The sequence below is a fragment of the Luteimonas saliphila genome (assembly GCF_016774335.1).
Lineage (GTDB): Bacteria > Pseudomonadota > Gammaproteobacteria > Xanthomonadales > Xanthomonadaceae > Luteimonas > Luteimonas saliphila.
This window is the reverse complement of sequence record NZ_JAETWA010000026.1, coordinates 190,780-215,579: the sequence shown is the minus strand read 5'-3', so window position 1 is coordinate 215,579 and position 24,800 is coordinate 190,780. Positions and strand designations below refer to the sequence as shown.

At 68.6% G+C, this 24,800-nt stretch carries 18 protein-coding genes; 6 read left to right on the top strand and 12 right to left on the bottom strand.

All coding sequences use genetic code 11. The features are described 5' to 3' along the window. On the top strand, positions 1 to 233 hold a 233-nt coding region (locus JMO03_RS21060; RefSeq protein ID WP_238345947.1), incomplete at its 5' end, for a hypothetical protein. Positions 234 to 771: 538 nt separating this feature from the next. On the opposite strand, the gene polA is transcribed toward JMO03_RS21060, so the two are convergent. After that, positions 772 to 3,549: a DNA polymerase I gene (polA, locus tag JMO03_RS06695; RefSeq protein WP_202841762.1), complete on the bottom strand. Its 2,778-nt coding sequence runs from the start codon at positions 3,547 to 3,549 to the stop codon at positions 772 to 774. 384 nt (positions 3,550 to 3,933) lie between these two features. Between polA and JMO03_RS06690 the strand changes: the two genes are divergently transcribed. Both JMO03_RS06690 and JMO03_RS06685 read left to right on the top strand, forming a co-directional pair. Then, on the top strand, positions 3,934 to 4,227 hold the full coding sequence (locus JMO03_RS06690; RefSeq protein WP_202841761.1) for a DUF2782 domain-containing protein: 294 nt from the start codon (positions 3,934 to 3,936) through the stop codon (positions 4,225 to 4,227). Between the two features lie 11 nt (positions 4,228 to 4,238). Beyond that, positions 4,239 to 5,279, top strand: a complete 1,041-nt coding sequence (locus tag JMO03_RS06685; protein ID WP_202841760.1) for an oxidoreductase — start codon at positions 4,239 to 4,241, stop codon at positions 5,277 to 5,279. Positions 5,280 to 5,288: 9 nt separating this feature from the next. Here the strand turns inward: JMO03_RS06685 and JMO03_RS06680 are convergent, their stop codons facing one another. Both JMO03_RS06680 and gnd read right to left on the bottom strand, forming a co-directional pair. Then, on the bottom strand, positions 5,289 to 5,738 hold the full coding sequence (locus tag JMO03_RS06680; protein WP_202841759.1) for a universal stress protein: 450 nt from the start codon (positions 5,736 to 5,738) through the stop codon (positions 5,289 to 5,291). Positions 5,739 to 5,819: 81 nt separating this feature from the next. Next, the gene (gnd, locus tag JMO03_RS06675; protein WP_202841758.1) at positions 5,820 to 6,749 is read right to left on the bottom strand and encodes a phosphogluconate dehydrogenase (NAD(+)-dependent, decarboxylating); all 930 of its coding nucleotides are present in this window, start codon (positions 6,747 to 6,749) and stop codon (positions 5,820 to 5,822) included. A gap of 240 nt (positions 6,750 to 6,989) precedes the next feature. Here gnd and JMO03_RS06670 point away from each other — a divergent pair, with 240 nt between their 5' ends. After that, entirely contained in the window at positions 6,990 to 7,232 is a 243-nt protein-coding gene (locus JMO03_RS06670) for a hypothetical protein (RefSeq protein WP_202841750.1), read from the top strand. Between the two features lie 250 nt (positions 7,233 to 7,482). Here the strand turns inward: JMO03_RS06670 and uvrD are convergent, their stop codons facing one another. From uvrD to JMO03_RS06630, 8 genes are all read right to left on the bottom strand, one after another. Further along, a complete protein-coding gene (uvrD, locus tag JMO03_RS06665; protein ID WP_202841748.1) occupies positions 7,483 to 9,663 on the bottom strand; it encodes a DNA helicase II in 2,181 nt (726 codons plus the stop codon). 57 nt (positions 9,664 to 9,720) lie between these two features. Next, positions 9,721 to 10,419: a DUF6445 family protein gene (locus JMO03_RS06660; protein ID WP_202841746.1), complete on the bottom strand. Its 699-nt coding sequence runs from the start codon at positions 10,417 to 10,419 to the stop codon at positions 9,721 to 9,723. 7 nt (positions 10,420 to 10,426) lie between these two features. Next, the gene (locus tag JMO03_RS06655; protein ID WP_337926375.1) at positions 10,427 to 12,058 is read right to left on the bottom strand and encodes a tryptophan halogenase family protein; all 1,632 of its coding nucleotides are present in this window, start codon (positions 12,056 to 12,058) and stop codon (positions 10,427 to 10,429) included. Between the two features lie 69 nt (positions 12,059 to 12,127). Continuing rightward, positions 12,128 to 13,708, bottom strand: a complete 1,581-nt coding sequence (locus JMO03_RS06650) for a tryptophan halogenase family protein (RefSeq protein ID WP_202841744.1) — start codon at positions 13,706 to 13,708, stop codon at positions 12,128 to 12,130. A gap of 20 nt (positions 13,709 to 13,728) precedes the next feature. Further along, on the bottom strand, positions 13,729 to 14,751 hold the full coding sequence (locus JMO03_RS06645; protein ID WP_202841742.1) for a cupin-like domain-containing protein: 1,023 nt from the start codon (positions 14,749 to 14,751) through the stop codon (positions 13,729 to 13,731). Between the two features lie 5 nt (positions 14,752 to 14,756). Then, positions 14,757 to 15,512 (bottom strand): SapC family protein, encoded by a 756-nt coding sequence (locus JMO03_RS06640; protein WP_202841740.1) that lies wholly within the window; start codon positions 15,510 to 15,512, stop codon positions 14,757 to 14,759. Positions 15,513 to 15,712: 200 nt separating this feature from the next. After that, positions 15,713 to 18,898: a TonB-dependent receptor gene (locus JMO03_RS06635; protein WP_202841738.1), complete on the bottom strand. Its 3,186-nt coding sequence runs from the start codon at positions 18,896 to 18,898 to the stop codon at positions 15,713 to 15,715. 654 nt (positions 18,899 to 19,552) lie between these two features. After that, complete coding sequence (locus JMO03_RS06630; RefSeq protein ID WP_202841736.1) at positions 19,553 to 20,206, bottom strand: TIGR00645 family protein; 654 nt, start codon at positions 20,204 to 20,206, stop codon at positions 19,553 to 19,555. Between the two features lie 351 nt (positions 20,207 to 20,557). On the opposite strand from JMO03_RS06630, the gene JMO03_RS06625 reads away from it, so the two are divergent. Both JMO03_RS06625 and JMO03_RS06620 read left to right on the top strand, forming a co-directional pair. Next, positions 20,558 to 22,006 (top strand): MFS transporter, encoded by a 1,449-nt coding sequence (locus tag JMO03_RS06625; RefSeq protein ID WP_202841734.1) that lies wholly within the window; start codon positions 20,558 to 20,560, stop codon positions 22,004 to 22,006. Between the two features lie 25 nt (positions 22,007 to 22,031). Next, positions 22,032 to 23,270: a cation:proton antiporter gene (locus tag JMO03_RS06620; protein WP_202841731.1), complete on the top strand. Its 1,239-nt coding sequence runs from the start codon at positions 22,032 to 22,034 to the stop codon at positions 23,268 to 23,270. On the opposite strand, the gene JMO03_RS06615 is transcribed toward JMO03_RS06620, so the two are convergent. After that, positions 23,267 to 24,790 (bottom strand): tryptophan halogenase family protein, encoded by a 1,524-nt coding sequence (locus JMO03_RS06615; RefSeq protein ID WP_337926373.1) that lies wholly within the window; start codon positions 24,788 to 24,790, stop codon positions 23,267 to 23,269. The two genes, JMO03_RS06620 and JMO03_RS06615, sit on opposite strands and share 4 nt — an antisense overlap. Between the last annotated feature and the right edge of the window lie 10 nt (positions 24,791 to 24,800).

Below are 24,800 nucleotides of genomic sequence, written 5' to 3'. Positions count from 1 at the left end.
CGGGCTTGCGGCTCGGGGCGTTCCGGGCCGGGGATTGCCACTCGGACCGCGCGCGGTCCGGCCGGCACAGCGCGCCGGCGCTCACGTGCACGCGCTCGCCCATGGCTGACTCGCCGCCGCAGCGCATCCATGCGCTGCTCGCCGCAATCCCCGGCCCGGAACGCCCGTCGGAGCATCATTGGCCTGACTTCGAAGAAGCTGGCCACCCGGCCATCGCGGGCAGGCAACGATGAGCCGCGCCCTGGCGCCCGGGGATCGCGACAAGCAAGACATGGATGTCTTGCGCGCGAGTCAGGGCACGAGGCCCTGACCGAGCGGAAAGCGATCCCCGGGCGCCGGGGCGCGGCGTCCATCCGAAGTCCTGACTGGGACTTCCCCATCGCAGACCATTTTTCCCTCACATGGGAGAAGAGCCAATAAAAAGCCCCGCAGGCAGGGGGGGCCGGCGGGGCTCGGGAACGGGACTCGGGGAGAAGTCTTGCGTTCCAGATCTCTGCTCCAGGGGATGGGAGGAGATCAGCGACAGACCTTGCATCTGTCGCGAGCTATATGACCACCTCGAACATTGAGAGTTCGTGAAGAAGTCGCTTGCAGGCCGGAAGAATTCAGCCCGCGTTTACCTGCATGCGTCACTTCTCCATTTTTCACGAAGTTACACGCAGTTACAGACCCTGCCATAGGTCATGGGATCGGATCCCGATGCGTAGGAAAGATGTTGGGAGCGCTCCCACGGCGTCTGTCGATCGCGTCCTTCCGGTCTTCCCGTCGCGCTCAGTGCGCCTCGTCCCAGTTCATGCCGGTACCGGAGTCCACCACCAATGGAACACGCAGTTCCGCGGCTGCCGCCATTCGCGCCGGCACCTCGCGCAGCAGGGTCTCGACGAAACCCGCATCGACCTCGAACACCAGCTCGTCGTGCACCTGCAGGATCATCAGCGCGGAGCCGCCCTGGCCGGCGAGCCAGCCGTCGATGTCCACCATCGCGCGCTTGATGATGTCGGCCGCGGTGCCCTGCATCGGGGCGTTGATCGCGGCGCGCTCGGCGCCCGCGCGCTGTGCCTGGTTGCCCTTGTGGATGAAGTCCAGATACAGCCGCCGCCCGAATACGGTCTCCACGTAGCCCTGGTCGCGCGCCTGCTGGCGGGTGCGCTCCATGTAGTCGCGCACGCCGGGATAGCGCGAGAAATAGGTGGCGATGTAGTCCTGCGCCTCGCCGCGGCCGATGCCGAGGTTGCGCGCCAGCCCGAATGCGCTCATGCCGTACATCAGGCCGAAGTTGATCGCCTTCGCGGCGCGACGTTCGTTCGACGTCACCTCTTCCAGCTTGCGGCCGAACACTTCCGCCGCGGTGGCGCGGTGGATGTCGGCGCCGGCGGCGAAGGCGCGCAGCAGGCCGTCGTCCTCCGAGAGGTGGGCCATGATCCGCAGCTCGATCTGCGAGTAGTCGCAGGCGACGAGGCGACGTCCTTCCGGCGCGACGAAGGCCTTGCGGATGCGGCGGCCGTCCTCGGTGCGGATCGGGATGTTCTGCAGGTTGGGATCGCTCGAGGCCAGCCGCCCGGTCGCGGCGCCGGCCTGGTGGTAGCTGGTGTGCACGCGGCCGGTGACGGGGTTCACCATCTCCGGCAGCTTCTCGGTATAGGTGCTGCGCAGCTTCGCCAGGCCGCGGTAGTCGAGGATCACGCGCGGCAGTTCATGCTGGTCGGCGATCGCCTCCAGCGCCTCCTCGTTGGTGCTGGGCTGGCCCTTGGGCGTCTTCACCAGCGCCGGCAGCTTCAGTTCCTCGAACAGCAGGGCGCACAGCTGCTTGGGCGAATCGAGGTTGAAGGTGCGCCCGGCCAGTTCGGTCGCCTTCTGCTGCGCGGCGAGCATGCGCCGCGACAGGTCGGCGGTCTGGCGGCGCAGTTCCTCGGCATCGACCATGACGCCATTGGCCTCGATCCGTTCCAGCACCGGCATCAGCGGCATCTCGATCCCGCGGTAGACGCATTCGAGCGCGGGCTCGGCGGCGAGCTTCGGCGCCAGCACGCGGTGCAGGCGCAGGGTGATGTCGGCGTCCTCGGCGGCGTAGCGGGTCGCGTCGTCGATCGCGACGTGCGAGAACGGGATCTGCTTGCTGCCCTTGCCGGCGACGGCCTCGTAGCGGATCGTCTCGTAACCGAGCAGGCGCTGCGCCAGCGAATCCATGTCGTGGCGCTGGCCGGAGTTCAGCACGAAGCTCTCGAGCATGGTGTCGTCTGCGTAGCCGCGCACGTCGACACCGTGGCGGCGCAGCACGTGCAGGTCGTACTTGCCGTGCTGGCCGAGCTTGCGCACGGCCGGATCCTCGAGCAGCGGCCGCAGCGCGGCGAGGACGGCGGCGCGGGCGAGCTGCTGCGGCGCACCGGGATAATCGTGTGCGAGCGGAATGTAGGCGGCGTGTCCCGTCTCCACCGCGACGCTCAGGCCGACGAGGTTGGCGCGCATCGGGTCGAGCGAGTCGGTCTCGGTGTCGAACGCGAATTCTCCCGTCGCGCGCAGTTTCACCAGCCAGTCGTCCAGTTGCGCCTGCGTCAGGATCGTCTCGTACACGCCCGGCACGGAGAGCGCGGCATCCAGAGGCGACTCGTCCTGCACCACCGGCGCGGTGTAGCGCCCGCTGCCGCGCGCAGTGCCCGGCTCCTTTTCCGCCACGCCGGCGACACCGTTGCCGTCGAGGTCCTTCAGCGCCTGGTTGAAGCCGTATCGGGCGTAGAGTTCGCGCAGCGCGTCGACGTCGCGCGGGCGCAGGTGCAGCCCCGTCGGCGCGACCTCGAGCGCGACGTCGGTCCTGATCGTCGCCAGTGTGCGGCTCAGCGGCAGTTGCGGCAGCGCCTCGCGCAGGCTCTCGCCGATCTTGCCCTTGATCGTATCGGCGTTGGCGATCACGCCATCGAGCGTGCCGTACTCGGCCAGCCACTTGGCCGCGGTCTTGGGCCCGCACTTGGGCACCCCGGGGATGTTGTCGACGCTGTCTCCCATCAACGCCAGCATGTCGACGATCTGCGCGGCGCGCACGCCGAACTTCGCCATCACCGCCTCGTCGCTGTCCATCCGGCTGCCGGTCATGGTGTTGACCAGCTCCACGCGCCCGCTGCCCGACACCGGCACCCGCACCAGCTGCGCGAAATCCTTGTCGCCGGTGGAGATGGTGACGTCGATGCCATCGGCGGCGCCCTGCAGCGCCAGGGTGCCGATCACGTCATCGGCCTCGACGCCCGGCACGCGCAGGATGGTGAAGCCCAGCGCCTCGACGATGCGGCACATCGGCTCGACCTGCGCGCGCAGGTCGTCCGGCATCGGCGGGCGGTTGGCCTTGTAGGCCGGATACAGCTCGTTGCGGAAGGTCGGACCGCTGGCGTCGACGACGAAGGTGGCGTAGTCGGGCGCTTCCTTCAGCGTCGCGCGCAGCATGTTGACCACGCCGAACAGCGCGCCGGTCGGCTCGCCGTCAGCATTGGTCAGCGGCGGCAGCGCATGGAACGCGCGGAACAGGTAGGACGAACCGTCGATCAGCACGAGTCTTGGCATGGCCCGATTCTACGCCGCGCAAAACGAAACCGGACGAGGCCACGCGCACGAACGCGTCGCCACGCGTGACGCAAGTCGAACCACGACGGCTTTGCCTCCTTGCCCCGGACCCACCTCCACCGCCCGCCGGCACGACGAAACGCGCCCACACGCGCGAAACAGCCGGGTTTTAATCCGCGCGCTGTCCACGATCGCTTTCCCACGCAGCCGCGATGCCGAACGCACCCCGGCCTTCCTGGACCAGGCCCGACGAAGCCGCACCGACCAGCGCGCGTCCACGCGTGATCGACGTCAAATCACGCCATCCCGCCCGCCCCCACCGCATCACCCCGACCCCACTCGCACGGGCGCATAATGAAGTACCACGAATGCCGGGAGCCCCCCATGCGCCGCACGCACTCCGTCCTGCTGTTGCCGCTGCTGCTTGCCGTCGGCGCCTGCGCCACCACGCCGGCCGCGCCCGGCGTCGAGATTCCCGAAGGCGCGGTGGAGAACGTCCGCACCGAAGCCAACGGCGACGTCATCACCGAGTACCGCGTCGGCGGGCAGTTGCAGGTGGTGCATGTGCAGCCGCCCCGCGGGCCGGGCTACCACCTGCACGTCCGCGACGGCCGCGTGCTGTCCACGCGCGAGGGCGACGACCCGCCACAGACCTATTTCAAGCTGTTCGGCTGGTAACCCGCGCCGGAATGGCGGATTCGCTGAACGTGGCGCTGGTCGGCTACGGCTATGTCGGCCGCGTCTTCCATGCCCCGCTGATCAGCCACACGGCCGGCCTGCGCCTGCACACCGTGGTGTCGTCCGATGCCGACAAGGTGCTCGCCGCCCTGCCCGGAGCGCACGTGGCCGCAGACCCGGCAACCGCCTTCGCGGACGACGCCATCGACCTCGTCGTCATTGCCGCGCCCAACGCCGTGCACGCGCCGCTGGCCATCGCCGCGCTGGAGACCGGCCGCCACGTCATCGTGGACAAGCCGTTCACCACGACGCTGGAAGAAGCCCGTCGCGTGGTGGCGGCCGCACAGCGCGCCGACCGCATCGCCAGCGTGTTCCAGAACCGACGCTGGGACGCGGACTTCCTGGCGTTGCGGGCGCTGATCGACGAGGGCGCGCTCGGGGATCTGGTCGAACTGCACTCCCACTTCGACCGTTTCCGCCCGCAGGTCCCCGACCGCTGGCGCGAACGCGCGGGCGCGGGCGCCGGGCTGTGGTTCGACCTGGGGCCGCACCTGGTCGACCAGGCGCTGCAGCTGTTCGGCATGCCGGACGCGATCCAGGCCGACATCGCCGCGCAGCGCGCGGACGCGGTGGTGGACGATTTCTTCCACGTCGTGCTGCGCTACGGGCGCCTGCGGGTGGTGCTGCACGCGGGCGCGCTGGTGGCGGCGAACGGGCCGCGCTTCGCCGCCCACGGCACGGGCGGCAGTTTCGTCAAGCACGGGCTCGACCCGCAGGAGGCGGCGCTGCGCGAGGGCATCGCTCCGGGGGCGCCGGGTTGGGGGCACGATCGGCAGCCCGGGATCCTGACCACGATCGTCGACGACGCGCCGGTGTCGCGCACGTTCGAAGGGCCTCGCGGCGACTATCGCGCCTGCTACGCCGCGATGCGCGACGCGATCCTGGGGCGCGGGGAAGCGCCGGTCACCGCCACCCAGGCGCTGGACGTGATGCGCGTGCTCGAAGCGGGCCTGGAAAGCGCCGCCGGCGGGCGCGCGATCGCACCCGGCTGACCGCCCGGATCAGCGCACCACCAGCACCGGCACCGTGCTGCGGCTGGCCACCGACTGGGTCTGGCTGCCGAGCAGCAGCTTGCGCAGGCCCCGGTGGCCGTGCGAGGCCATCACGATCAGGTCCGCGCCGCGCTGTTGCGCCGTCTCCAGGATCGCCTCGTCCGGCATCCGTTCGGGCACGTACACGCCCTCCAGCGCCACTCCCGCCCGCTCGGCCCGGGTTCGCGCCTGCGCGATGATCCGTTCGGCGCCGGCCGCCTGCGCCCTGCGCTGCTCCTCGCGCAGTTCGAACGACAGCGCCAGCCCCGAGGGATCGCCCGGCAGCGGGTCCTGCCAGGGCTCCGACACCGTCACCAGGGTGGCCTTCGCCCCCAGCGCCGCAGCCAGCGCGAGCCCGGCGTCGACGCCCTTGCCGGCCAGTTCGGAGCCGTCGGTCGCGATCAGCAGATGCGTATACATGGAACACCTCGAAGCGGTTGCGGTCCGCGTCCATGACGCCACGTGCGCGGCCGCGGCGCCTTGATCCTGCTCAATCCGCGCTCACGTCGCGCCCGGCCCGGCCGGCCCGGCCGGTTTCACGCCATGGCCGCCGAAGGCGCCGCGCATCGCCGACAGCAGCTTGTCCGCGAACGCCTCGCCGTCGCGCGAGCGCAGGCGTTCGATCAGCGACTGGGTGATCACCGGTGCGGCCACGTCGAGTTCGATCGCTTCGGCCACCGTCCAGCGTCCCTCGCCGGAATCGGGGACGTAGGGCGCGATGCCGTCGAGCCCCGGGTTGCCCGCCAGCGCCTGCGCGGTGAGATCCAGCAGCCACGACCGCACCACGCTGCCGTGGCGCCAGAGTTCGGCGAGGCCGGCGATGTCCGGCACCAGGTCGGCGCGACGCTGCAGGATCGCGAAGCCCTCGGCGTAGGCCTGCATCATTCCGTACTCGATGCCGTTGTGGATCATCTTGGCGTAATGGCCCGCGCCGCTGGGCCCCACGTGGCCCCAGCCGCGGTCCGGCGCCGGCGCGAGCGCCTCGAACAGGGGCGACAGGCGGGCCGAGGCCCCGGCATCGCCACCGACCATCAGGCTGTAACCCTCGGTCAGGCCCCAGACGCCGCCACTGGTGCCGACGTCGAGGTAGGCGATGCCCTGCCCGCGCAACGCGTCCGCGCGACGCTGGCTGTCCTTGTAGAACGAGTTGCCGCCGTCGATCACGATGTCGCCGGGAGCGAGCAGCGGCTGCAGGGCCGAGATCGTGGCATCCACCGGCGCGCCCGCCGGCACCATCATCCACAGCACGCGCGGGGCCTGGAGCGCCTGCGCCAGCGCCTCCAGTGTGTCGACGGACTCGACGCCTTCCGCCGCCAGTTGCGCGCGCGCTTCCGGCACCGGATCGTACCCGAGCGCCTCGTGTCCACCCTGCTGCAGCCGCTGCGCCATGTTCGCGCCCATGCGACCCAGTCCGATCATGCCCACCTGCATGGCTTGCTCCTCATCGCATCCGCCGATCGCCTACGGCGCATGATGCACGATGCGCTGCCTGCCCGTGGTTCCATCCGGCAACCTGTGCATCCCATGCATGCGGCCCGATGCACCGGTCCGGGGGACGGCGTACGCCACCACACGCCCGAGCGCGCGCGCCACGCCACCGCCCCGCGTTTCACGCGACCTGCAGGCGCGTCGCGTCACACTCGACGCGATGTCACCACCCGGGACCGCGGCATGTACGGACGCGAGCGACGCAGCCAGCAGCCCGGGGATCCGGCCGCACTGCGCGCCGGGCTGACGCCGGCGCAACTGACGGCGCTGGAGACGCTGGAACAGTTCCGCTGGACGCTGAGGTTCGTGCGTCGGTCGATGTTCCAAGAGCCGATCCCGGTGGTGATCGATCGCGAGGGCAAGCGCCATGCCGTGCTGCGCGGGGACGGCACGCTGGAGGAGCCCGACTTCCCCATCCGCGATTGACGCCCTACAGGGGTGCGGGCGCGAGTTCGACGATCCAGCAGCGCGCGCCCGTTCTCCCGTCGTGCGCCATTACATGCAGGGCTCCGGCTGCGTGCGCATCCCGCCCCGGATCCGACCGCCGGCACGATGCGGCACGTGCCTGGGCAGCCGCGCGGTCCCGGGTCGGTGCTTGCAGCGAGGATTGTCTCCTGGCGGCCCACGTGCGCACCGCGCACCGCCGACCGGTGCTGCGGCAGGAGCAGACGTTCGCCTACGCGGGCGTCAGGTTGGCGTACGCCAGCACCAGCCACTTCGAACCGGCATCGTCGAAGTTCACCTGCACCCGCGCATGCGCGCCGCTGCCCTCGATGTCGGTGACCACGCCGGAGCCGAACTTCGCATGGGCGACGTTCTGGCCGAGCTTCAATCCGGGCGATTCCTCCAGCGACGCATGGCCCCAGTCGCGGCGCGGGCGCGGCGCGAACGCCGGGCGCGACACCTGCACCCGCGGCCGCACCTCGTGCAGCAACGATGACGGAATTTCCCGCAGGAAGCGCGACGGCACGCCGTACATGTCCTGGCCGTGCAGGCGCCGCGACTCGGCATAGCTGAGCACCAGCTTCTGCCGCGCGCGGGTGATGCCGACGTAGGCCAGGCGCCGTTCCTCCTCCAGCCGCCCGCTCTCCTCGATCGAGCGCGCGTTCGGGAACAGGCCTTCCTCCATGCCGGCCAGGAACACCAGCGGGAACTCCAGGCCCTTGGCACTGTGCAGGCTCATCAGCTGCACGCCGTCCTCGCCGGCCTGCGCCTGGCCCTCGCCGGCCTCGAGCGCGGCGTAGGCGAGGAACGCGACCAGCTCCGACAGTTGCGCCGCATCCTCCTCGTCGCCCTTGACGAAGCGCGAGGCCACCGAGACCAGCTCGTCGAGGTTGTCCACGCGCGAATCGGCCGCGCCCTTGGATTCGTTGGTGTAGTGCACGCGCAGGCCCGAGCGCAGCAGGACGTGGTCGATCTTGTCCTTCAGCGGCAGCTCGGCCACCTCGCCCGCGATCGCGTCGACCAGCGCGTGGAACGTGGCCAGCGCGTTGCGCGCGCGACCGGCCAGCGCATTGCCCTGCTGCACGCGCAGCGAGGCCTGCCACAACGAGACGGCCGCCGCACGCGCCTCGCGCCGCACCTCGTCGAGCGTGCGATCGCCGATGCCGCGCGTGGGGGTGTTGACCGCGCGCTCGAACGCCGCGTCGTCGGCCCGGTTGGCCACCAGCCGCAGATAGGCCAGGGTGTCCTTCACTTCCGCGCGCTCGAAGAAGCGCACGCCGCCGTAGACCCGGTAGGGCACCTGCTCGGCCAGCAGGGTCTCCTCGAACGCGCGCGACTGGGCGTTGCTGCGGTAGAGCACCGCGCAGTCGCCATGACTGCCGCCGCCCTGCACCCACTGCGCGATGCGCTCGACCACGAAGCGCGCTTCGTCGATCTCGTTGTAGGCCGCGTACAGATCGATCGGCTCGCCTTCGCCGCTGTCGGTCCACAGCTGCTTGCCCAGGCGATCGGGGTTGTGCGCGATCACCGCGTTGGCCGCGCCCAGGATGTTCGCGCTGGAGCGGTAGTTCTGCTCCAGGCGGATGGTGTGGGCGCCCGGATAGTCGCGCAGGAAGCGCTGCATGTTCTCGACCTTGGCGCCGCGCCAGCCGTAGATCGACTGGTCGTCGTCGCCGACCACGAACACCTGGCCGGTGTCGCCGGCCAGCAACCGCACGAAGCCGTACTGCACGCCGTTGGTGTCCTGGAACTCGTCGACCAGCAGCTGGCCGAAGCGCTGGCGGTAGTGCGCCAGCAGCGCGGGCGTGTCGCGCAGTAGCTCGTGCGCGCGCAGCAGGATCTCGGCGAAATCCACCAGCCCGGCGCGGTCGCAGCGCTCCTGGTACAGCGCGTAGCTCTTCAGCATCACCTGCGACCACTCGTCGCCGGCCGACTGGATGTGCTGCGGCCGGCGGCCCTCGTCCTTCTGCGCGTTGATCCACCAGGCGATCTGCCGCGGCGGGAAGCGCGCCTCGTCGAACTCCAGCTGCTGCACCACGCGCTTGACCAGGCGCAGCTGGTCGTCGCTGTCGAGGATCTGGAAGCCCTCGGGCAGTTTCGCGTCCTGCCAGTGCAGGCGCAGCAGGCGGTGCGCGAGGCCGTGGAAGGTGCCGATCCACAGCCCGCGCGAACCGTGCCGCAGCAGCGCATCTGCGCGGTGGCGCATCTCGCCGGCGGCCTTGTTGGTGAAGGTGACGGCGAAGATGCCGTGCACCGGCACTCCGACCACCTCGTTCAGCCAGGCGATGCGATGGGTGAGGACGCGGGTCTTGCCGCTGCCGGCTCCGGCGAGGACCAGGTAGTGCCCCGGCGGGGCGGTCACGGCTTCGCGCTGGGCCGGGTTGAGCCCGTCGATCAGGTGGGAAACATCCATCGCCGCATTTTACGCGACCGGGCGTCGCACCCTCCGCGACGTGCCACGGCGCCGCGTTCAGGCGACGACGTCGATGAAACTGTTGATCGACAGCCGCCCGGTCAGCGCATCGGCGGGCGGGATGCGGGCATTGTCGATGTCGCCCGAATGCAGTGAATTGCGCCGGTACACGACCAGGCGGTTGAACACGCCTTCGACCGCGTCGACACGCTCGAACAGCGGCGAATCGCCGCGGATGTAGCCATCGGTCGCATCCTCGCGCCCGCTCTCCTGCTCGAGCGCAGAGAAGTAGGCCAGGCTGCGGGACTCGTCGACCGACTCGAACCCGGTCGCGCGGTGGCGGTAGAACGCGGTGCCGCCCCAGTCGGCGCGGAACAGGTAGTGCACGGTGGCCAAGCCGTTGCCCTGTACAGAATCGATGTGCGGAACGCGCTGCAGGAACGCCAGCCGCTCTGGCGGCAGGGTGACCAGCGAGTAGTGGCACATGGGGAAGGCGAAGCGCGCCCTCGCCGGCAGGCCGAAATGCTCGGCCAGCAGCGGCCGGATCAGCTGCTCCAGGAACACCTCGTATGAGAGCGGCGCGCGGATGCGCAGCCCGGGGAACATCGCGCCCTGCGCGGTGAAGTGGCCGCGCGCGGCCTTGCGCACCAGCCGGTCGGGGTCGGCCACCGCCTGGTCGATGACCAGCAGCGGCGCGCCCTCGACGCCGATACGACGCGCCTGCAGCCGCAGGCCGGGATGCGTCTGGATCAGCACCGCGGTCTCACCGGGCCAGCCCGCCGTCCACGCCCGCGATCGTGCCGGTCACCCGCGCATGCGCGCGCGCCCTTTCGTACATCAGTTCCCAGGCCGAGGGCGGTGCCTTGCAGTAGCTGTCGAGGAACTGCTGGTGGCTCGGCATCGCCGCCACCGTGCGCTCGATAGGCTGGCGGATGCCGTCGAACAGGCGCTGCATCGCATCGTCGGGCAGCGCGCGGGTCAGCGGATGGTGCGTCGTGGGCACCACGCCCTGGCCCAGCATGCAGTGGGTCCACGAATCGATCCGGAACAGCTCGTCCTCGCCCTGCAGCACGTGCGCGCGGTCGCGGAACATCTGAATGCGGTGGGCGAGGTCGGCCGGCAGTTCCATGTGCCGCACCTGTCGCCACATCGGTTCGTCGCGCTGGTTGAGGTGGTAGTGCAGGATGATGAAGTCGCGCACGTGCTCCATCTCGGCGCGGCTGATGTCGTTGTAGCGCTGCACCATCGACTCGTCGATGCCGTCGGCCGGGAACAGCTTCAGCAGCCGCGCCACCCCGCTCAGGGTGAGGTGGATGCTGGTCGACTCCAGCGGCTCAATGAAGCCGCTGGCCAGGCCCAGCGCGATCACGTTCTTGTTCCAGGCCTTGCGCCGGCGCCCGGTGCGGAACGGGATGATCCAGGGGTCGCGGAGTGGTTTCGCGGGATTCTCGGCGAGCAGCCTGGCGGTCGCCGCGTCGTCGGACATGTGCGCGTCGGAGAACACGATGCCGCAGCCGATCCGGTGCTGCAGCGCGATCTTCCAGTGCCAGCCGGCCTCGTGCGCGATGGCGCGGGTGTAGGGCACCGCCGGGCCGTCGGCCTCGGTCTGCAGCGCCACCGCCCGGTTGCTCGGCAGCCAGTGGTTCCAGTCCTCGTAGCCGGTGCCCAGCGCCTGCTCGCTGAGCACCGCGCGGCCGCCGGTGCAGTCGATGAACAGGTCGCCTTCCAGCACGGTGCCGTTCTCCAGCACCAGCGCCTCGACGTAGCCGGTCCCCGGGTGCTGGCGCACCTGCTGGATCTTGCCCTCGATGCGCACCAAGCCCTGGCGCTCGGCGCGCTCGCGCATGTATGCCGCGTAGAGCCCGGCATCGAAGTGGTAGGCATAGTTGACCTCCAGCCGCTCCGGTGCCATGCCCTGGTTCGTCCAGCGCGTCGACCACTGCTGCGCGCCGCCCACTTGGTGGCCCGGCAGAGAAAAACGGTCCACCCGCGAGGCCACCGTCTCCAGGCAGAAGTCGCCCAGTTCGGAGGTCATGCCGCGGCGCAGGCTGTCGAGCCAGAAGTGGTGGAACTCGCAGGCCCAGGTGCCCAGCCCGGTCAGGCCGAAGGGATGGATATAGCGTTGCCCGGGGCGCAGCCAGTTTTCGAACGAGATCGAGAGCTTGAAGCTCGCGGCCACCGAACTCATGAACTCGCGCTCGTCGATCCCGAGCAGGCGGTGGAAGGTGCGGATGGTGGGGATCGTCGATTCGCCCACGCCCACGGTGCCGATCTGTTCGGACTCCACCAGGGTCACCTCGAGCAGGTCGCGGAACTGGTGGGTCAGCGCGCACGCCGCCACCCAGCCCGCCGTGCCGCCACCGGCGATCACCACCTTGCGGATCCCGCGCTTCACTTCGTCCAACGCTTCCTCTCCCTGGTCAATGCTCTGCTGCTTCTGCGCCGCGGCGGAACGCCACGCGCCTCATGCGTCCACCTTCGTGGGCGCTGCTGGCGCCGGCCACACCGACGCATCCGCGGGGCAGTAGTGGCGGACAAACTCCGGATGCGGCGGCATCGCCTGCACCGCACTGCGGATCGGCTGGCGCACCGCATCGAACAGGCGCCGGATCTCGTTTTCGGGCAGCGCCAGCGCGAGCGGATGGAACTGGCGCGGTGCGATGCCCTGCCCCAGCATCACGTGCAGCCAGGAGTCCGTCCGGAACAGGTCGCCCTCGTCCTGCCAGACATGGGCGCGCTCGCGGAACAGCGCGATGCGCTCCGCCAGCGAATCGGGCACCACCATCTCCCGGCACTCGCGCCACAGCGGCTCGTCGCGTGCATTGGCGTGGTAGTGCAGGATGATGAAGTCGCGCACGTCCTCCATCTCGTGGCGGCTGATGGCGTTGTAGCGCTCGACCATCTCCGGGGCGATCCCTTCCATCGGGAACATCTGCACCAGGCGCACCGCGGCGGCGGCGATCATGTGGATGCTGGTCGATTCCAGCGGTTCGACGAAGCCGCTCGACAGGCCCATCGCCACCACGTTCCGGTTCCACGCCAGGCGCCGCCGGCCGGTCGTGAACGGCACGACCACCGGATCGCGGACCGGCGTTCCGCTGGCTTCGCGCAGCAGGCGCCGGCGCGCCTCGTCGTCGGACATGTGCCGGCTCGAATACACCCAGCCGTTGCCGATGCGGTGCTGGAGCGGAATCTGCCAGCGCCACCCGGCTTCGTGCGCGATCGCGCGCGTGTACGGCACCGCAGGCCCTTCGAGCCGGGTCTGCAGCGCCACCGCGCGGTCGCAGGGAAGCCAGTGGGTCCAGTCCTCGTAGCCGGTCTGGAGCGCCTGCTCGATCAGTAGCCCCCTGAAACCGCTGCAATCGATGAACAGGTCGCCATCGATGCTGCGTCCATCGTCGAGCCGCAGCGATTCGACGAAGCCCGACTCCGGGTGCAACGCCACCTCGGCGATCCGACCCTCGACACGCCGCAGCCCGAAACCTTCCGCGAAGCGCCGCAGGAAACGCGCATACAGGCCGGCGTCCAGGTGGTAGGCATAGGTCAGCTCGGCCTGGCCCGACGAGCGCGCCAAGCGTGTCGTCCATTCGCCCGCGCCGGCTTCGCGCTGTCCGGACAGCAGGAAGCGCCGTTCGCGCGAAGCCACCGCCTCCAGGCTGAATTCGGCGAGCGCGGTCTGAATGCCCCGGCTCTGCGCGGCCAGCCAGAAATGGTGGAACTCGCATGCCCAGGTCCCCATCCCGGTGAATCCGAAGGGATGGAAGAACTGCCGGCCCGGCCGCAGCCAGTCCTCGAACGAAATCGACAGCTTGAAGCTGGCCGACGTGGCGCGCATGAACTCGCGTTCGTCGATCTGCAGCAGCTGGTGCAGGCGCCGGATCGGCGGAATCGTGGATTCGCCGACGCCGATCGTGCCGATCTGCTCGGACTCGACCAGGGTGATCTCCAGCAGGTCGCGGAACTGGTGGGCCAACACGGCGGCGGCCAGCCAGCCGGCGGTCCCACCCCCGACGATGACCACCTTGCGCACCCTCGATGTCCCCATGTGCCCTCCCGGCGCGCAGCTCAGCGATTGAGCCTGGCGATCAGCCAGGCGCGCAGCTGGCGCGCCATGCTCTCGTCGATCGGCGCCAGCGCCTTGCGCGCCGGCTCCGGCAGGTGTTCGCCCGCGCGCTCCGCGGGGCCGAAGACATAATGGTCGAACACCTCGCGCCAGGCCTGTTTCTCGCGCTCGGGCCGGTCGCGGATCGACCACATGGCGTGGTAGAGCGCGTGCATCGGGGTGGGGATCCACGCCGGCATGCTGCTCCACCAGTAATTGACCAGCACGTTGAACGGTTCCAGCCCCTGCACGTGGTGCCACCACATGCTGGGGATGAAGATCGCATCCCCGGGTTCCAGCAGCACGCTGCGCGCGTGCCCGAGCGCCTCGCGGAAGCGCGGATAACGCTCGAAGTCCGGCGCGTCGAAGTCGACCACGCTCACCGCCTGGCCGCCCGGCGTGGGATCCAGCGGTCCCGGATAGAGGCTGTGGATCTGCCCCGGCGGGAACAGGGTGAAGCGGCGCCGGCCGACCGCGCAGCAGGCGATATTGTCCGGCGCGTCGTAGTGGCAGGAGGCGGTGATACGGTTGCCGATCCAGATCGCCGGCGGGGCGTCGACACCGTGCGCGGCGAAATCCAAATCGTTGCGCGCGCGCAGGCCCGGCAGCACGCTGTCGACCGGCACCGAGGCCACGTAATGGGTCGGTGGCTGCGGATCGTCCAGGTGCGCGGCGATCTCGTCCAGCACCGCGTCCAGCGTGCCGCGCAGCGCCTGCGTGTTGAGCCGGGTGAAATCGGCGGTGTAGAACGGACGCCCGGCCGTCTCCGGCGGGCCCCACGAGTAGGGCAGCGGCCGGCCGTTGTAATGCGCTAGCAGGTGCGCCATCGCCGCCTGCGGCGATTCCCGGCCGGCCTCGACCAGGCTCCAGTCGGCGGCGATGCCCTTCAGCAGCACCGGTTCGCCGCCCTCCAGCAGCGCCTGCAGCGGCAGCGCGTCGGCACGGCAGCCGTCGAGTTCGCGCACCGGGGCGGGCGATCCGGCCATCGCGGTCAGCCGGCCCGTTCCGCCTCGGCCTGCGCCCGCAGCCGCCGCTGCTTCTCCGCGATCAGGTGGCGCATGTTGTAGAGCGAGGACAGCATCAGGTACACGCCCTCGAGCAGCCCGGCGCGGTGCAGGCCGTGCAACTGCTCCGCATCCAGCGCGGCCAGGCGCTCGCGATCGACGCCATGCAGGCCGGTGAGGCGCGCGCCATGGGCGTCGTCGAAGCGCAGGTCCAGCTCCAGCGGCTGGATCAGCCCGAGCGCGTCGAGCGATGCGTACATCGCGCGGCCCGCTTCGGTGCCGTCGTGGATGCCCTTGAGCACCGTGATCACGTGTTCGAGGTAGGGGCTGTGGCCGCCCTTGGGCAGGAACACGGCCACTCCTTGCCCGTCGCGCGAGACGCGCGGGTGATCGAGGTCGACATGGATCACCGGTTCGTGCCGCAGCGCCCCGTCCTGCATCTGCTCCTGAAAACCGATCAGGAACGGGCCGCGCGCGATGGCGCCGGGCAGGTAGGTGGCGTTCCAGCGCTCGCCGTCCAGGTACAGGTTCTCGCCGGCGTCGAAGCCCAGCAGGGCGACGGCGTGAAAGCCGTCACCGCCCTCCTCCTTGCGCAGGAAGATCGGGTATTCGCGCTGCAGTTCGGCGAATTCGGTCGGCCAGGCGGGGACCAGGCCGGCGGGATCGGCCACCCCTGCGCCGAAGCGCGTGACCACGCGCAGGTCCTTGTGGGCTACGTTGTCGAGCAGTTCGTATCGCGCCATGTCGGTCCCGGCAGCGGTCGCAGCGGGTGTTCCGGCGCGCCCGTGAATTGAAGTGGCATCGCGCCGTGCAAGCCGCGGCTCACGCCCATCATGCCCGTCCCGCATGCGGAAATCGAGGCACGTGAGACTCATAAAAAAGGGCCGCTGCGCGCGCAGCGGCCCCACCCTTCACACCATCTGGGCCTTGGAGAGGTTCGGCGTCAGAAGGTGTAGCGGATCGCTGCCATGTAGCGCGGGCTCTGGTCAACCAGCCGCACCATCTGGAGTTCGTTGCGCGAACGCCAGCGGACATCCTCGCCCGTCAGGTTGATCGCCTCGAAGCCCACCGCCCAGTTGTCGTCCAGCTGCTTGGTGATGCTCAGATCCCACTGCTGGTATTCCTCGACGTAGAACGGGTTGGTCGCCGCCTGCTGGTTGGCCGCGAACAGGTACTCGTCACGCCAGTTCCAGGCCAGTCGCGCGGTCCAGCCGTACTTCTCGTACATGAAGACGGCGTTGGCGGTGTCGCTCAGCCCGGTCAGCGCGAACTGGTTGACGCCAGGTGCCGCTCCATCATCGATCCCGACATCCCCGTTGACCTTGGTGTAGTTGACCTGGATGCCGAAGCCGCTGTCGCCGAAGAAGTACTGGCTGCCCAGCTCGAAGCCGTCGATCTTGGCCTTCTGCTGGTTGAGCGGGCGGTTGACGTTGAACATGTACAGCGGGTCGTCGGGCTCGCCGATGATCGCGCGACCCGGCTGGCGCACGAGCTGTTCCATCTGCTCGAACTGGGTCTGGGTGCCGGTGTAGGCCGCGAGACCGCCGGTTGCATCGGCGTTACGCAGGAGGGCAATCGCGGTGAACAGAGCCACCGGATTGTCAAGGCAAGCGTTCACGCCACCACCGCCGTTTGCGGCGACCTGCGCGTCGCACTCGGGGCTGTTGAGGAACGCGAGCGCGGCCTGGGCGTCCGGCCCGCCGGTGGGGTCACGCAGGCCGTACAGGTTCTCCTGCACCTGGCTGTTGCCGATGAAGTTGTTCACGCGCTTGTCGAAGTACGTGAGCGAGATGTAGCTGGCCGGGGCGAAGTACCACTCCAGCGCCACGTCGAGGTTGTCGGATTCCAGTGGCAGCAGGCGCGGATTCTGCGCGTTGCCGGTTGCACGGAAGCCAAGCAGAACCGAGCCGTTGGGCGCGTTGGCGGTCGGGCCGGAGTAGAGGTTGCCATAAGGCGCGCGCGCGATCGTCCGGCTGAGCGAAACGCGGCCCTTCAGGCTGTTGGTGAAGTCCATGCTGAAATCGAGGTTCGGCAGCCAGTAATTGTATTCGGCCTCCTCCGCGAACGGCTGCTGCTCGGCGGACGGGGTGATGGCAAAGTCATTGTCGCCGTTCCAGTTGATCGACTGCGGTACCTGCAGGGACGACACGGACGTCAGATCGGTCTGCTCGTACCGTGCACCCAGCACGAGGTTGAACGGCATGGAGCCCAGTTCGCCGTCGAACTCGTACTGCACATAGGCGGCGCTGGTCTTCTCCTCGATCAGGTTGTCGTTGTTGTACTGGCCGTTGAAGTTCGACGGGGTGCCATAGAAGCCGGTGGCCCACGCCGCCAGCTGACTGGCGTTCCCCCACCACGCATTCTGCGGGGCGCCATTGGTGCTGAAGTCGTCGAACAGGCCCGCGATGTTGATCGGGCGGATCAGGTTCTGGAACCCGGGCTCCTCGCCGACGTTGTCGACGCTCCAGTTGCCGAGCACCTGCTGATTGTCGTTCGAGGTCAGACGACGCATCGACACCTTCGACGAATCGACGCCGAACGACAAGCGCCCATTGTCGAAGTCGAACGCACCGTCGATCCGGCCCTGCTCGATCTTGCTGTCCTGGCGCGAGTACCAGATGCGCTGGATCTGTGTGCCCACCTGCTCCGGCGGGAACGCCGGATTCACCACACCGTTGACGTTGTTGAACGCGTCGTCCGAATTCGGCGATTCCGGATACCAGGTCCGGGCCATGATCGGAAGGCCGGTGTTGAACCAGTATTCCTGCGCCCAGTTGCCGCCGCAGTACGGGCCACCGGCCGACTGGCAGGCGCTGGTGCCGGCGAACGAGAACGCCGTCGAGCTGGCGCCCGTGATCGGGTCGTTGGGCAGGCTCTTGTTCTTGGTGCTGTGGCCGTCGAATTCCAGACTGAAGCGGTCGGTCACCTGCCAGGTGGCGTTGAAGCCGATCGAGTCGAGCTTGTACTTCTGCTCGTTGCGTTGCTGCTCGTAGCCGAAGTCCTTGGTTTCCACGATCTCGCGGATGTAAGTCGGCGTAGCGACCGGGCCGTTGGTGTCGAACTCGATGCGCGTGAACGGTCCCTGCTGGAGCCACTGCGTCATCTCGCCGCGGTCCTCGGAGATCTCATTGGACGAATGGGTGTAGTCGAGGGTCAGGGTGACCGCATCGGTCGGTGCGAACTGCAGCACGCCCTGGGCATTGACGCGCTGGCGCTCGAAGTTCGAGAACGCGTAACGCAGGTCCGCGGGCATCGCGTACAGCGAGCCTGCCGTCGGCGCGTTCACGACCTCGACCCGGTTGCCCCAACCCGACGGCGCGCCGTTCCAGCGCTGCACGCGCCATTCGTTCTCGGTCGCCTGGATGTCGCCGCCCTTGCGCTGCTGGAAGCTGGTGCTCAGGCTGGCGCCCCAGCGCTTGTCGTCGCTGGCGAAGCTGATGATCGACGACATTTCCGGTGTGATGCTGTCGCCGATGACCTGCGACTGGTCGGAACCGGCCTTGAGGCCAGCGTTGAGCGTCAGGCCCGCGGGGAGGTTCAGCGGCCGGTTGGTCAGGATGTCGACCGTGGCGCCGATGCCGCCACTCGGAACGTCGGCGCGGCCGGTCTTGTAGACCGTGATTCCGCTCACTGCTTCCGATGCGAGTTGGGCGAAGTTGAAGCCGCGGGTGCCGGCGCCGGTACCGCCGATGACGGAGTCGCCGTTGCCGAACGCGTCCGCGCCCGGGATCTGGCGGCCGTTGAGCGTGACCATGTTGTAGCCGGGGCCGAAGCCACGCGCGGTGATCTGCGCGCCTTCGCCGTTGCGGCGTTCGATCGAGATGCCGGTGATGCGCTGCAGCGACTCGGCCAGGTTGGTGTCCGGGAACTTGCCGATGTCCTCGGCGCTGATCGCATCGACGACACCGGAGGTGTCGCGCTTGATCCCCATCGAGTTCTCGAGGCTGTTGCGCAGGCCGGTGACGACGACCGTGTCGAGCGTGGACGCATCGTCCGTGGCGGCCTGCGTCTGCTGCGTTGCGGGTTGCTGCGGCGCAGGATCCTGCGCGAATGCGGGGTTGATGACCAGCATGCCCCCGACGAAGGTGAACATCGCCTTCGACTTCAAACCTTTCAACTTGTGGTTCATGGAATTATGTCCTCAGCACTGGATGTGAGCGAAGAAAAGCATGTCGCTAGCGTCTGGCGGCGAGCTTCGCCCGCCATCCGCGCCAGTGCGGGACTTCAAAAATCTGCACAATTTCATCCGACTGCCCTCCCCGTTATTCATGACTTCAGTAGGAATCACTTCGATGCCGCCTTCCTCCAGGCGACCGCGGTGCCGGATCGGCCCCGCGAATCAACAACCGTCAACCGACGCTCTCATCCATCGGGCCATCACCCGTACCGGACGCGGCATTGAGCCACTCCGTCGGACTTTCGACCCGCTGTGTTTCACGAGACCGGCACGCTTCCCTGCCCTTATAGTTTTTGTTAGCGCTAACATCAGCGCGCCGAATTGATAACATGTCGTTATGCGGGGTGTCACTTTGCGGTGCAGCAACGGGCCCGCAAGCGCCTGATAGCGGGATCGTTGCCCCGGAAACCGCTGTCTCGCCACGCGGAGTGCGCGGCAGAAACCCCGGAACGGGTCGCGCCCGCGCGCATCGAATGCCGACGCTTGGCGCGTTGAACGTCCGCCCTCAGGTCACCGGTCCGTCGCGCGGGCAACGGAGGCTCCGCGTCGGGCTGCCCGTCCGCCCGTCGGTCGGCGCTGCCGGGCCCCTGCCCCGAAACCCGCGACTCAGTGCGCGCCCGCGTGCTCGCGTTTGGCGCTGCTGCCGGTCATCAGCTTGTCGGTGTAAGCGATACCGATCGCCGACAGGATGAAGGCGCCATGGATGATCGACTGCCACATCACCCCGGCGGAAGTGACCTTGGTGCAGATCGGTTCGGCCAGTGCCAGTCCCTCGGCGACGGCCCCGGCATGGGTGACCATGGCCGCGATGTACTCCGTGCTGCCGCATACCGGCAATCCCACCTCGCCGGCGGCGATGAAGGTCTTGAGCAGGTGGATCGAGGAGATGCCGATGATCGCCATCGCCAGCTTCACCTTGAGCACGCTGGCGTTGACGTGGCTCAGCCATTCCGGCTGGTCGGGGTGGTTCTGCAGGCCCAGGCGCGAGACGAAGGTTTCGTAGCCGCCGACGATCACCATCACCAGCAGGTTGGAGATCATCACCACGTCGATCAGGCCCAGCACCAGCAGCATGATGCCCTGTTCGGTGAGGCTGTTGGCACCGTGCACCAGATGCCACAGTTCCTTGACGAACAGGAACACGTAGACGCCCTGCGCCACGATCAGGCCGAGATAGAGCGGCAACTGCAGCCAGCGCGACCCGAAGATCACGTAGGCGAGCGGCGGCAGGCGCGGGGCGGGATTGGCGGTCGGGGGCATCGGGATCGCTGCGGCTGGCGGAGCGCGGAGGTTAGCGAGGCGTCGCCGGGCTGCCAAGCGGACCGCGTCGGCGCGAGTACGGGCGCCGTCCCGGGGCAGCGCAGGACCGATGCTGCGTCGCAAACAAAACGCCGGAGATTGATCGGGTTGCACACGCGGATGACCGCGCCGCAGGGGAAATTTGACAACGTTGTCACGACCCCTGTACAAGCGTCCCTGCACCGGGGTTCGGCGCCGCGACGCGAGGAGAGGCGGGTCGCAGGCCGCCGTCCGCGCGGGGCCGGCGGCGGTCGGGACTTCCCGGCCGCCGCCACTTGTTCACCGGATCCCCACTTCGCATACGGCAGGCCCATGACCACCCACCAGACCCGTTGGTCCCAGTTCGCTGTGCTGGTCACCGTGTTCTTCTTCTGGGGCTTCGTCGCCGCCAGCAACGACATCCTGATCCCGGTCTTCAAGAACGCGTTCCACCTGTCGCAGCAGCAGAGCATGTACGTGGCGCTGGCCTTCTACGTCGCCTATACCGTCGGCTCGCTGGTCTACTTCTTCACCTCGCGCCTGATCGGCGCCGATGTGCTCAACCGAATCGGCTACAAGAACGGCATCTGCCTGGGGTTGCTGATCTCGGCGATGGGCTCGCTGCTGTTCTACCCGGCCGCGAACGCAGGATCGTTCGGGCTGATGCTGTCGGGGCTGTTCATCGTCGGACTGGGCTTTTCGCTGCAGCAGATCGCAGCCAACCCGCTGGCGATCGTGATGGGCAATCCGGCCACCGGCGCGCAGCGACTGACGCTGGCCGGCGGCGTCAACAACTTCGGCACTACCATCGGCCCGCTGCTGGTCAGCTTCGCGATCTTCGGCAGCGTGATGGCGGGCGGCACCGAGGCCAGCATCGAGAGCGTCAAGACGCCCTACCTGGTGCTGGGCGCGGCGTTCGTGCTGGTGGCGGTGTTCCTGAAGTTCTCGCCGGTGCCCAACCATATCGACCTCGACGCGCTGGCCGAGGACGAGGCCGAGGACGCGAACAAGCTGGTCCACAAGAAGTCCGCATTCGCCTATCCGCAACTGGTGCTGGGCATGGTGGCGATCTTCCTCTATGTGGGCGTCGAGGTCTCGACCATCGCCAACCTTCCCGCCTACCTCGAGGAAGACCTCGGCATCCCGACGTCCCAGCTCGCGCCCTACGTGTCACTGTACTGGGCGAGCCTGATGATCGGGCGCTGGGCCGGCGCGGCCGGTGCGTTCGAGGTCGGCATGAACGCCCGGCGGATGCTCACGGTCCTGCTGCCCTATGTCGCATTCGGCGTGTTCCTGGCGGTGAATGCGATCGCCCGGCACGAGATCACCCAGTTCCTGGGCTACTCGCTGGTGATCGTGCTGATGATCGGCGCGACCTTCGCCAGCCGCGGCAACCCGGCGCGCATGCTGCTGATCTTCTCGCTGTGCGGCATCGCCGCGCTGCTGATCGGCATGTTCACCAGCGGCAAGGCCAGCATCGTCGCCTTCATCAGCGTCGGCCTGTTCTGCAGCACGATGTGGCCCTGCATCTTCGCCCTGGCGATCACCGGCCTGGGGCGCAACACCAACCAGGGCAGTAGCCTGCTGATCATGATGATCATGGGCGGCGGCGTCGTCAGCTGGCTGCAGGGCTGGCTGGCCGACGTGACCAGCATCCACATGAGCTTCGTGGTCGGTGTGGTGTGCTTCGCCTACCTCGCGCTCTACGCCGCGCGCGCGCCCGGGATCCTGCGCCGGCAGGGCATCGACCTCGACAGGCTGACGGCGCAGGCAGGACACTGACGCCCCCTGTCCCACCCGCCGCACGATGCAGCACGCGATCACGACCACCGAACTGTTCCTGATCGCGATGGCGATCATCTTCGCCGTGCCCTACCTGGTGTGGCGCCTGTGCCGCACCGACTACTGGGCACCACTGGTGGTGGTGCAGATCATCGCCGGCATCCTGCTGGGGCCCGGCGTGCTCGGCAAGGCGTTGCCGGAGCTGCACGCGACGGTGTTCAACCCCGACGTGATCACCGCGCTCAACGGCGTGGCGTGGTGGGCCGTGATGCTGTTCGTGATGATCGCGGGCGTCGAGCTGGACGTGCGCAAGGCCTGGGAGAACCGCCGCGAAACCGGCGTGACCGCGGGACTCGCACTCGGCGTTCCCCTGGCGGCAGGCGCCGCGGTGGCGATGGGCATGCTTGGTTTCGACGGCTGGATCGGCAGCGAGGGCCTGCCCTGGCAGTTCGTCGTCGGCGTCGGCATGGCCTGCGCGGTGACCGCGCTGCCGATCCTGATCCTGCTCATGGAGAAGCTCGACATCCTGCGCGCGCCGATGGGCCAGCGCATCCTGCGCTACGCCAGCCTGGACGACATCGCGATCTGGGGCGTGCTGGCCCTGGTGCTGATGGACTGGGAACGCATCGGTCGGCAGGCGGCGTTCCTCCTCGCGTTCGGCCTGGCCTGCATCGCGTTCCGCAGGCTCATGCGCGCCATCCCGGCGCGCGACCGCTGGTACGTGATGCTGGTCTGGCTCGCGATCTGCGCTTTCGGCGCCGACTGGGCCGGCCTGCACTTCATGGTCGGCGCGTTCCTCGCCGGCGTGGTGATGGACGCGGAATGGTTCGAGCAGGAAGCGATGGACCTGCTGCGCCACCACGTGCTGCTGGTGGTGATGCCGGTGTTCTTCCTCAGCACCGGATTGCGCACGTCATGGGACGTCGGTGGCAGCGCGGTCTTCCTGGCCGCTGGCGCCCTGCTGTTCGCCTCGGTCGCCGGCAAGCTGGCCGGCGTGCGCATGGCCGGGCGCATGCTCGGCTGGAATCCGGGCGAAGCCTCGATCATCGGCTGGCTACTGCAGACCAAGGCCCTGATCATGATCATCTTCGCCAACATCCTGCTCGACAAGCGGATCATCACCAGCGAAACCTTCACCGCGCTGCTGCTGATGGCGGTCGCGAGCACGATGCTGACGCTTCCCATGGTGACGCCGAAGCTGCGGGCGCTGATGCAGGTGTCCACGGGGGACCGGGGAAGCGGCCTGCGTCGCGGCTCGGCCTAGGCTGGCCCGGTCGACGGACGCTGCGCCGGGGCGTAGCTGCGCATGTAGTCCATGTGCGCGGGCAACTGCCGGGCGGTGCCCAGGACCCGGGTGCGGATGTCGTCGAGGAAGCGCCTGAGGTCTTCGGGCTGCATGACGTCCGCGGTGGGATGGTGGCGACGTGGCACGACGCCCTGCCCGAGCATCACCTGTACCCAGGAGTTCTCCCAGAACAGTTCGCCCGGCACGTGGAAGACGATGCCGGTCTCGCGGAACAGCTCGATCCGGTGGCGCAGCGTCGCCGGGATCTCCATCTCCGCGATCTCGCGCCAGTACGGCGTGTCGCGCCGGTTGCTCAGGTGGTAATGCAGGACAACAAAATCGCGCACGTGCTGGATCTCCTCGTCCAGGCGCGCGTTGTACTCGTCGATCGCGACCCGGGTCACCTGCTGCGGAAACGACTGCAACAGGCGCACGATGCCGCGCTGGATCAGGTGGATCGTGGTCGATTCCAGCGGCTCGATGAAGCTGCCGGCTAGGCCCAGGGCGATGCAGTTGCGTTCCCAGCAGCGGTGGCGCTGGCCGGGCCGGAACCGCACCGGCCACGGCTGCTTGATGATCTCGCCCTCGACGCTGGACAGGAACTGTGCCTTCGCCTCTTCATCGTCGAGATGGCGGCTGGAATAGACGATGCCGTTGCCGACCCGGTGCTGCAGCGGGATCCGCCACTGCCAGCCGGCGTCGCCCGCGATCGCGCGCGTGTAGGGCACCGCATCGCGCACCGCGGTGGTCTGCGTAGCCAGCGCGCTGTCGTTGAACAGCCAGTGCGACCAGTCCTCGTAGCCCACGCCCAGCGCCTGCCCGATCAGCAGCGCGCGGAAGCCGGTGCAGTCGATGAACAGGTCGCCCTCGATCGTCGATCCTTTCTCGAGCTTCAGCGCGGTGATGAAGCCGGAGCCCGGATCCGTCTCGACCTCGACGATCCTGCCCTCGACGCGGCGCACGCCGAATCCCTCGCTGAAACGGCGCAGGTAGCGCGCATACAGCGCCGCGTCCATGTGGTAGGCGTAGTTGATGCCGTTGTTGGGCAGGTGCGCGAACCTGTCGTGCAGGCCGGCCTGCAGTTCGACGCAGTAGTCCTCGTATCCGCTGGCGATGCCCAGCTCGCGACCGCGCAGCCAGAAGTGCTGGAACCCGGCCGACCAGTGGTCCTTGCCGCTGGTGCCGAACGAATGGATGTAGCGGTGGCCGATGTCGAGCCAGTTCTCGAACGAGATGCCGAGCTTGACCGTGCCCTGCACCGCGGCCATGTACTCGGGCTCCTTGATGTCGAGCAGGCGGTGGAAGGTGACCAGGGTCGGGATCGTCGCCTCGCCCACGCCGACGGTGCCGATTTCCTCGGACTCGACCAGGGTGATGTCGAGCACCTTGCCCAGGGTGCGCGACAGCGCCGCCGCCGCCATCCAGCCGGCGGTGCCGCCGCCGGCGATCACCACGCGGCGGACCTGGCTTGCGGGAAAATCGTTCGTCTCGCCGCCCACGGTGTGCTCC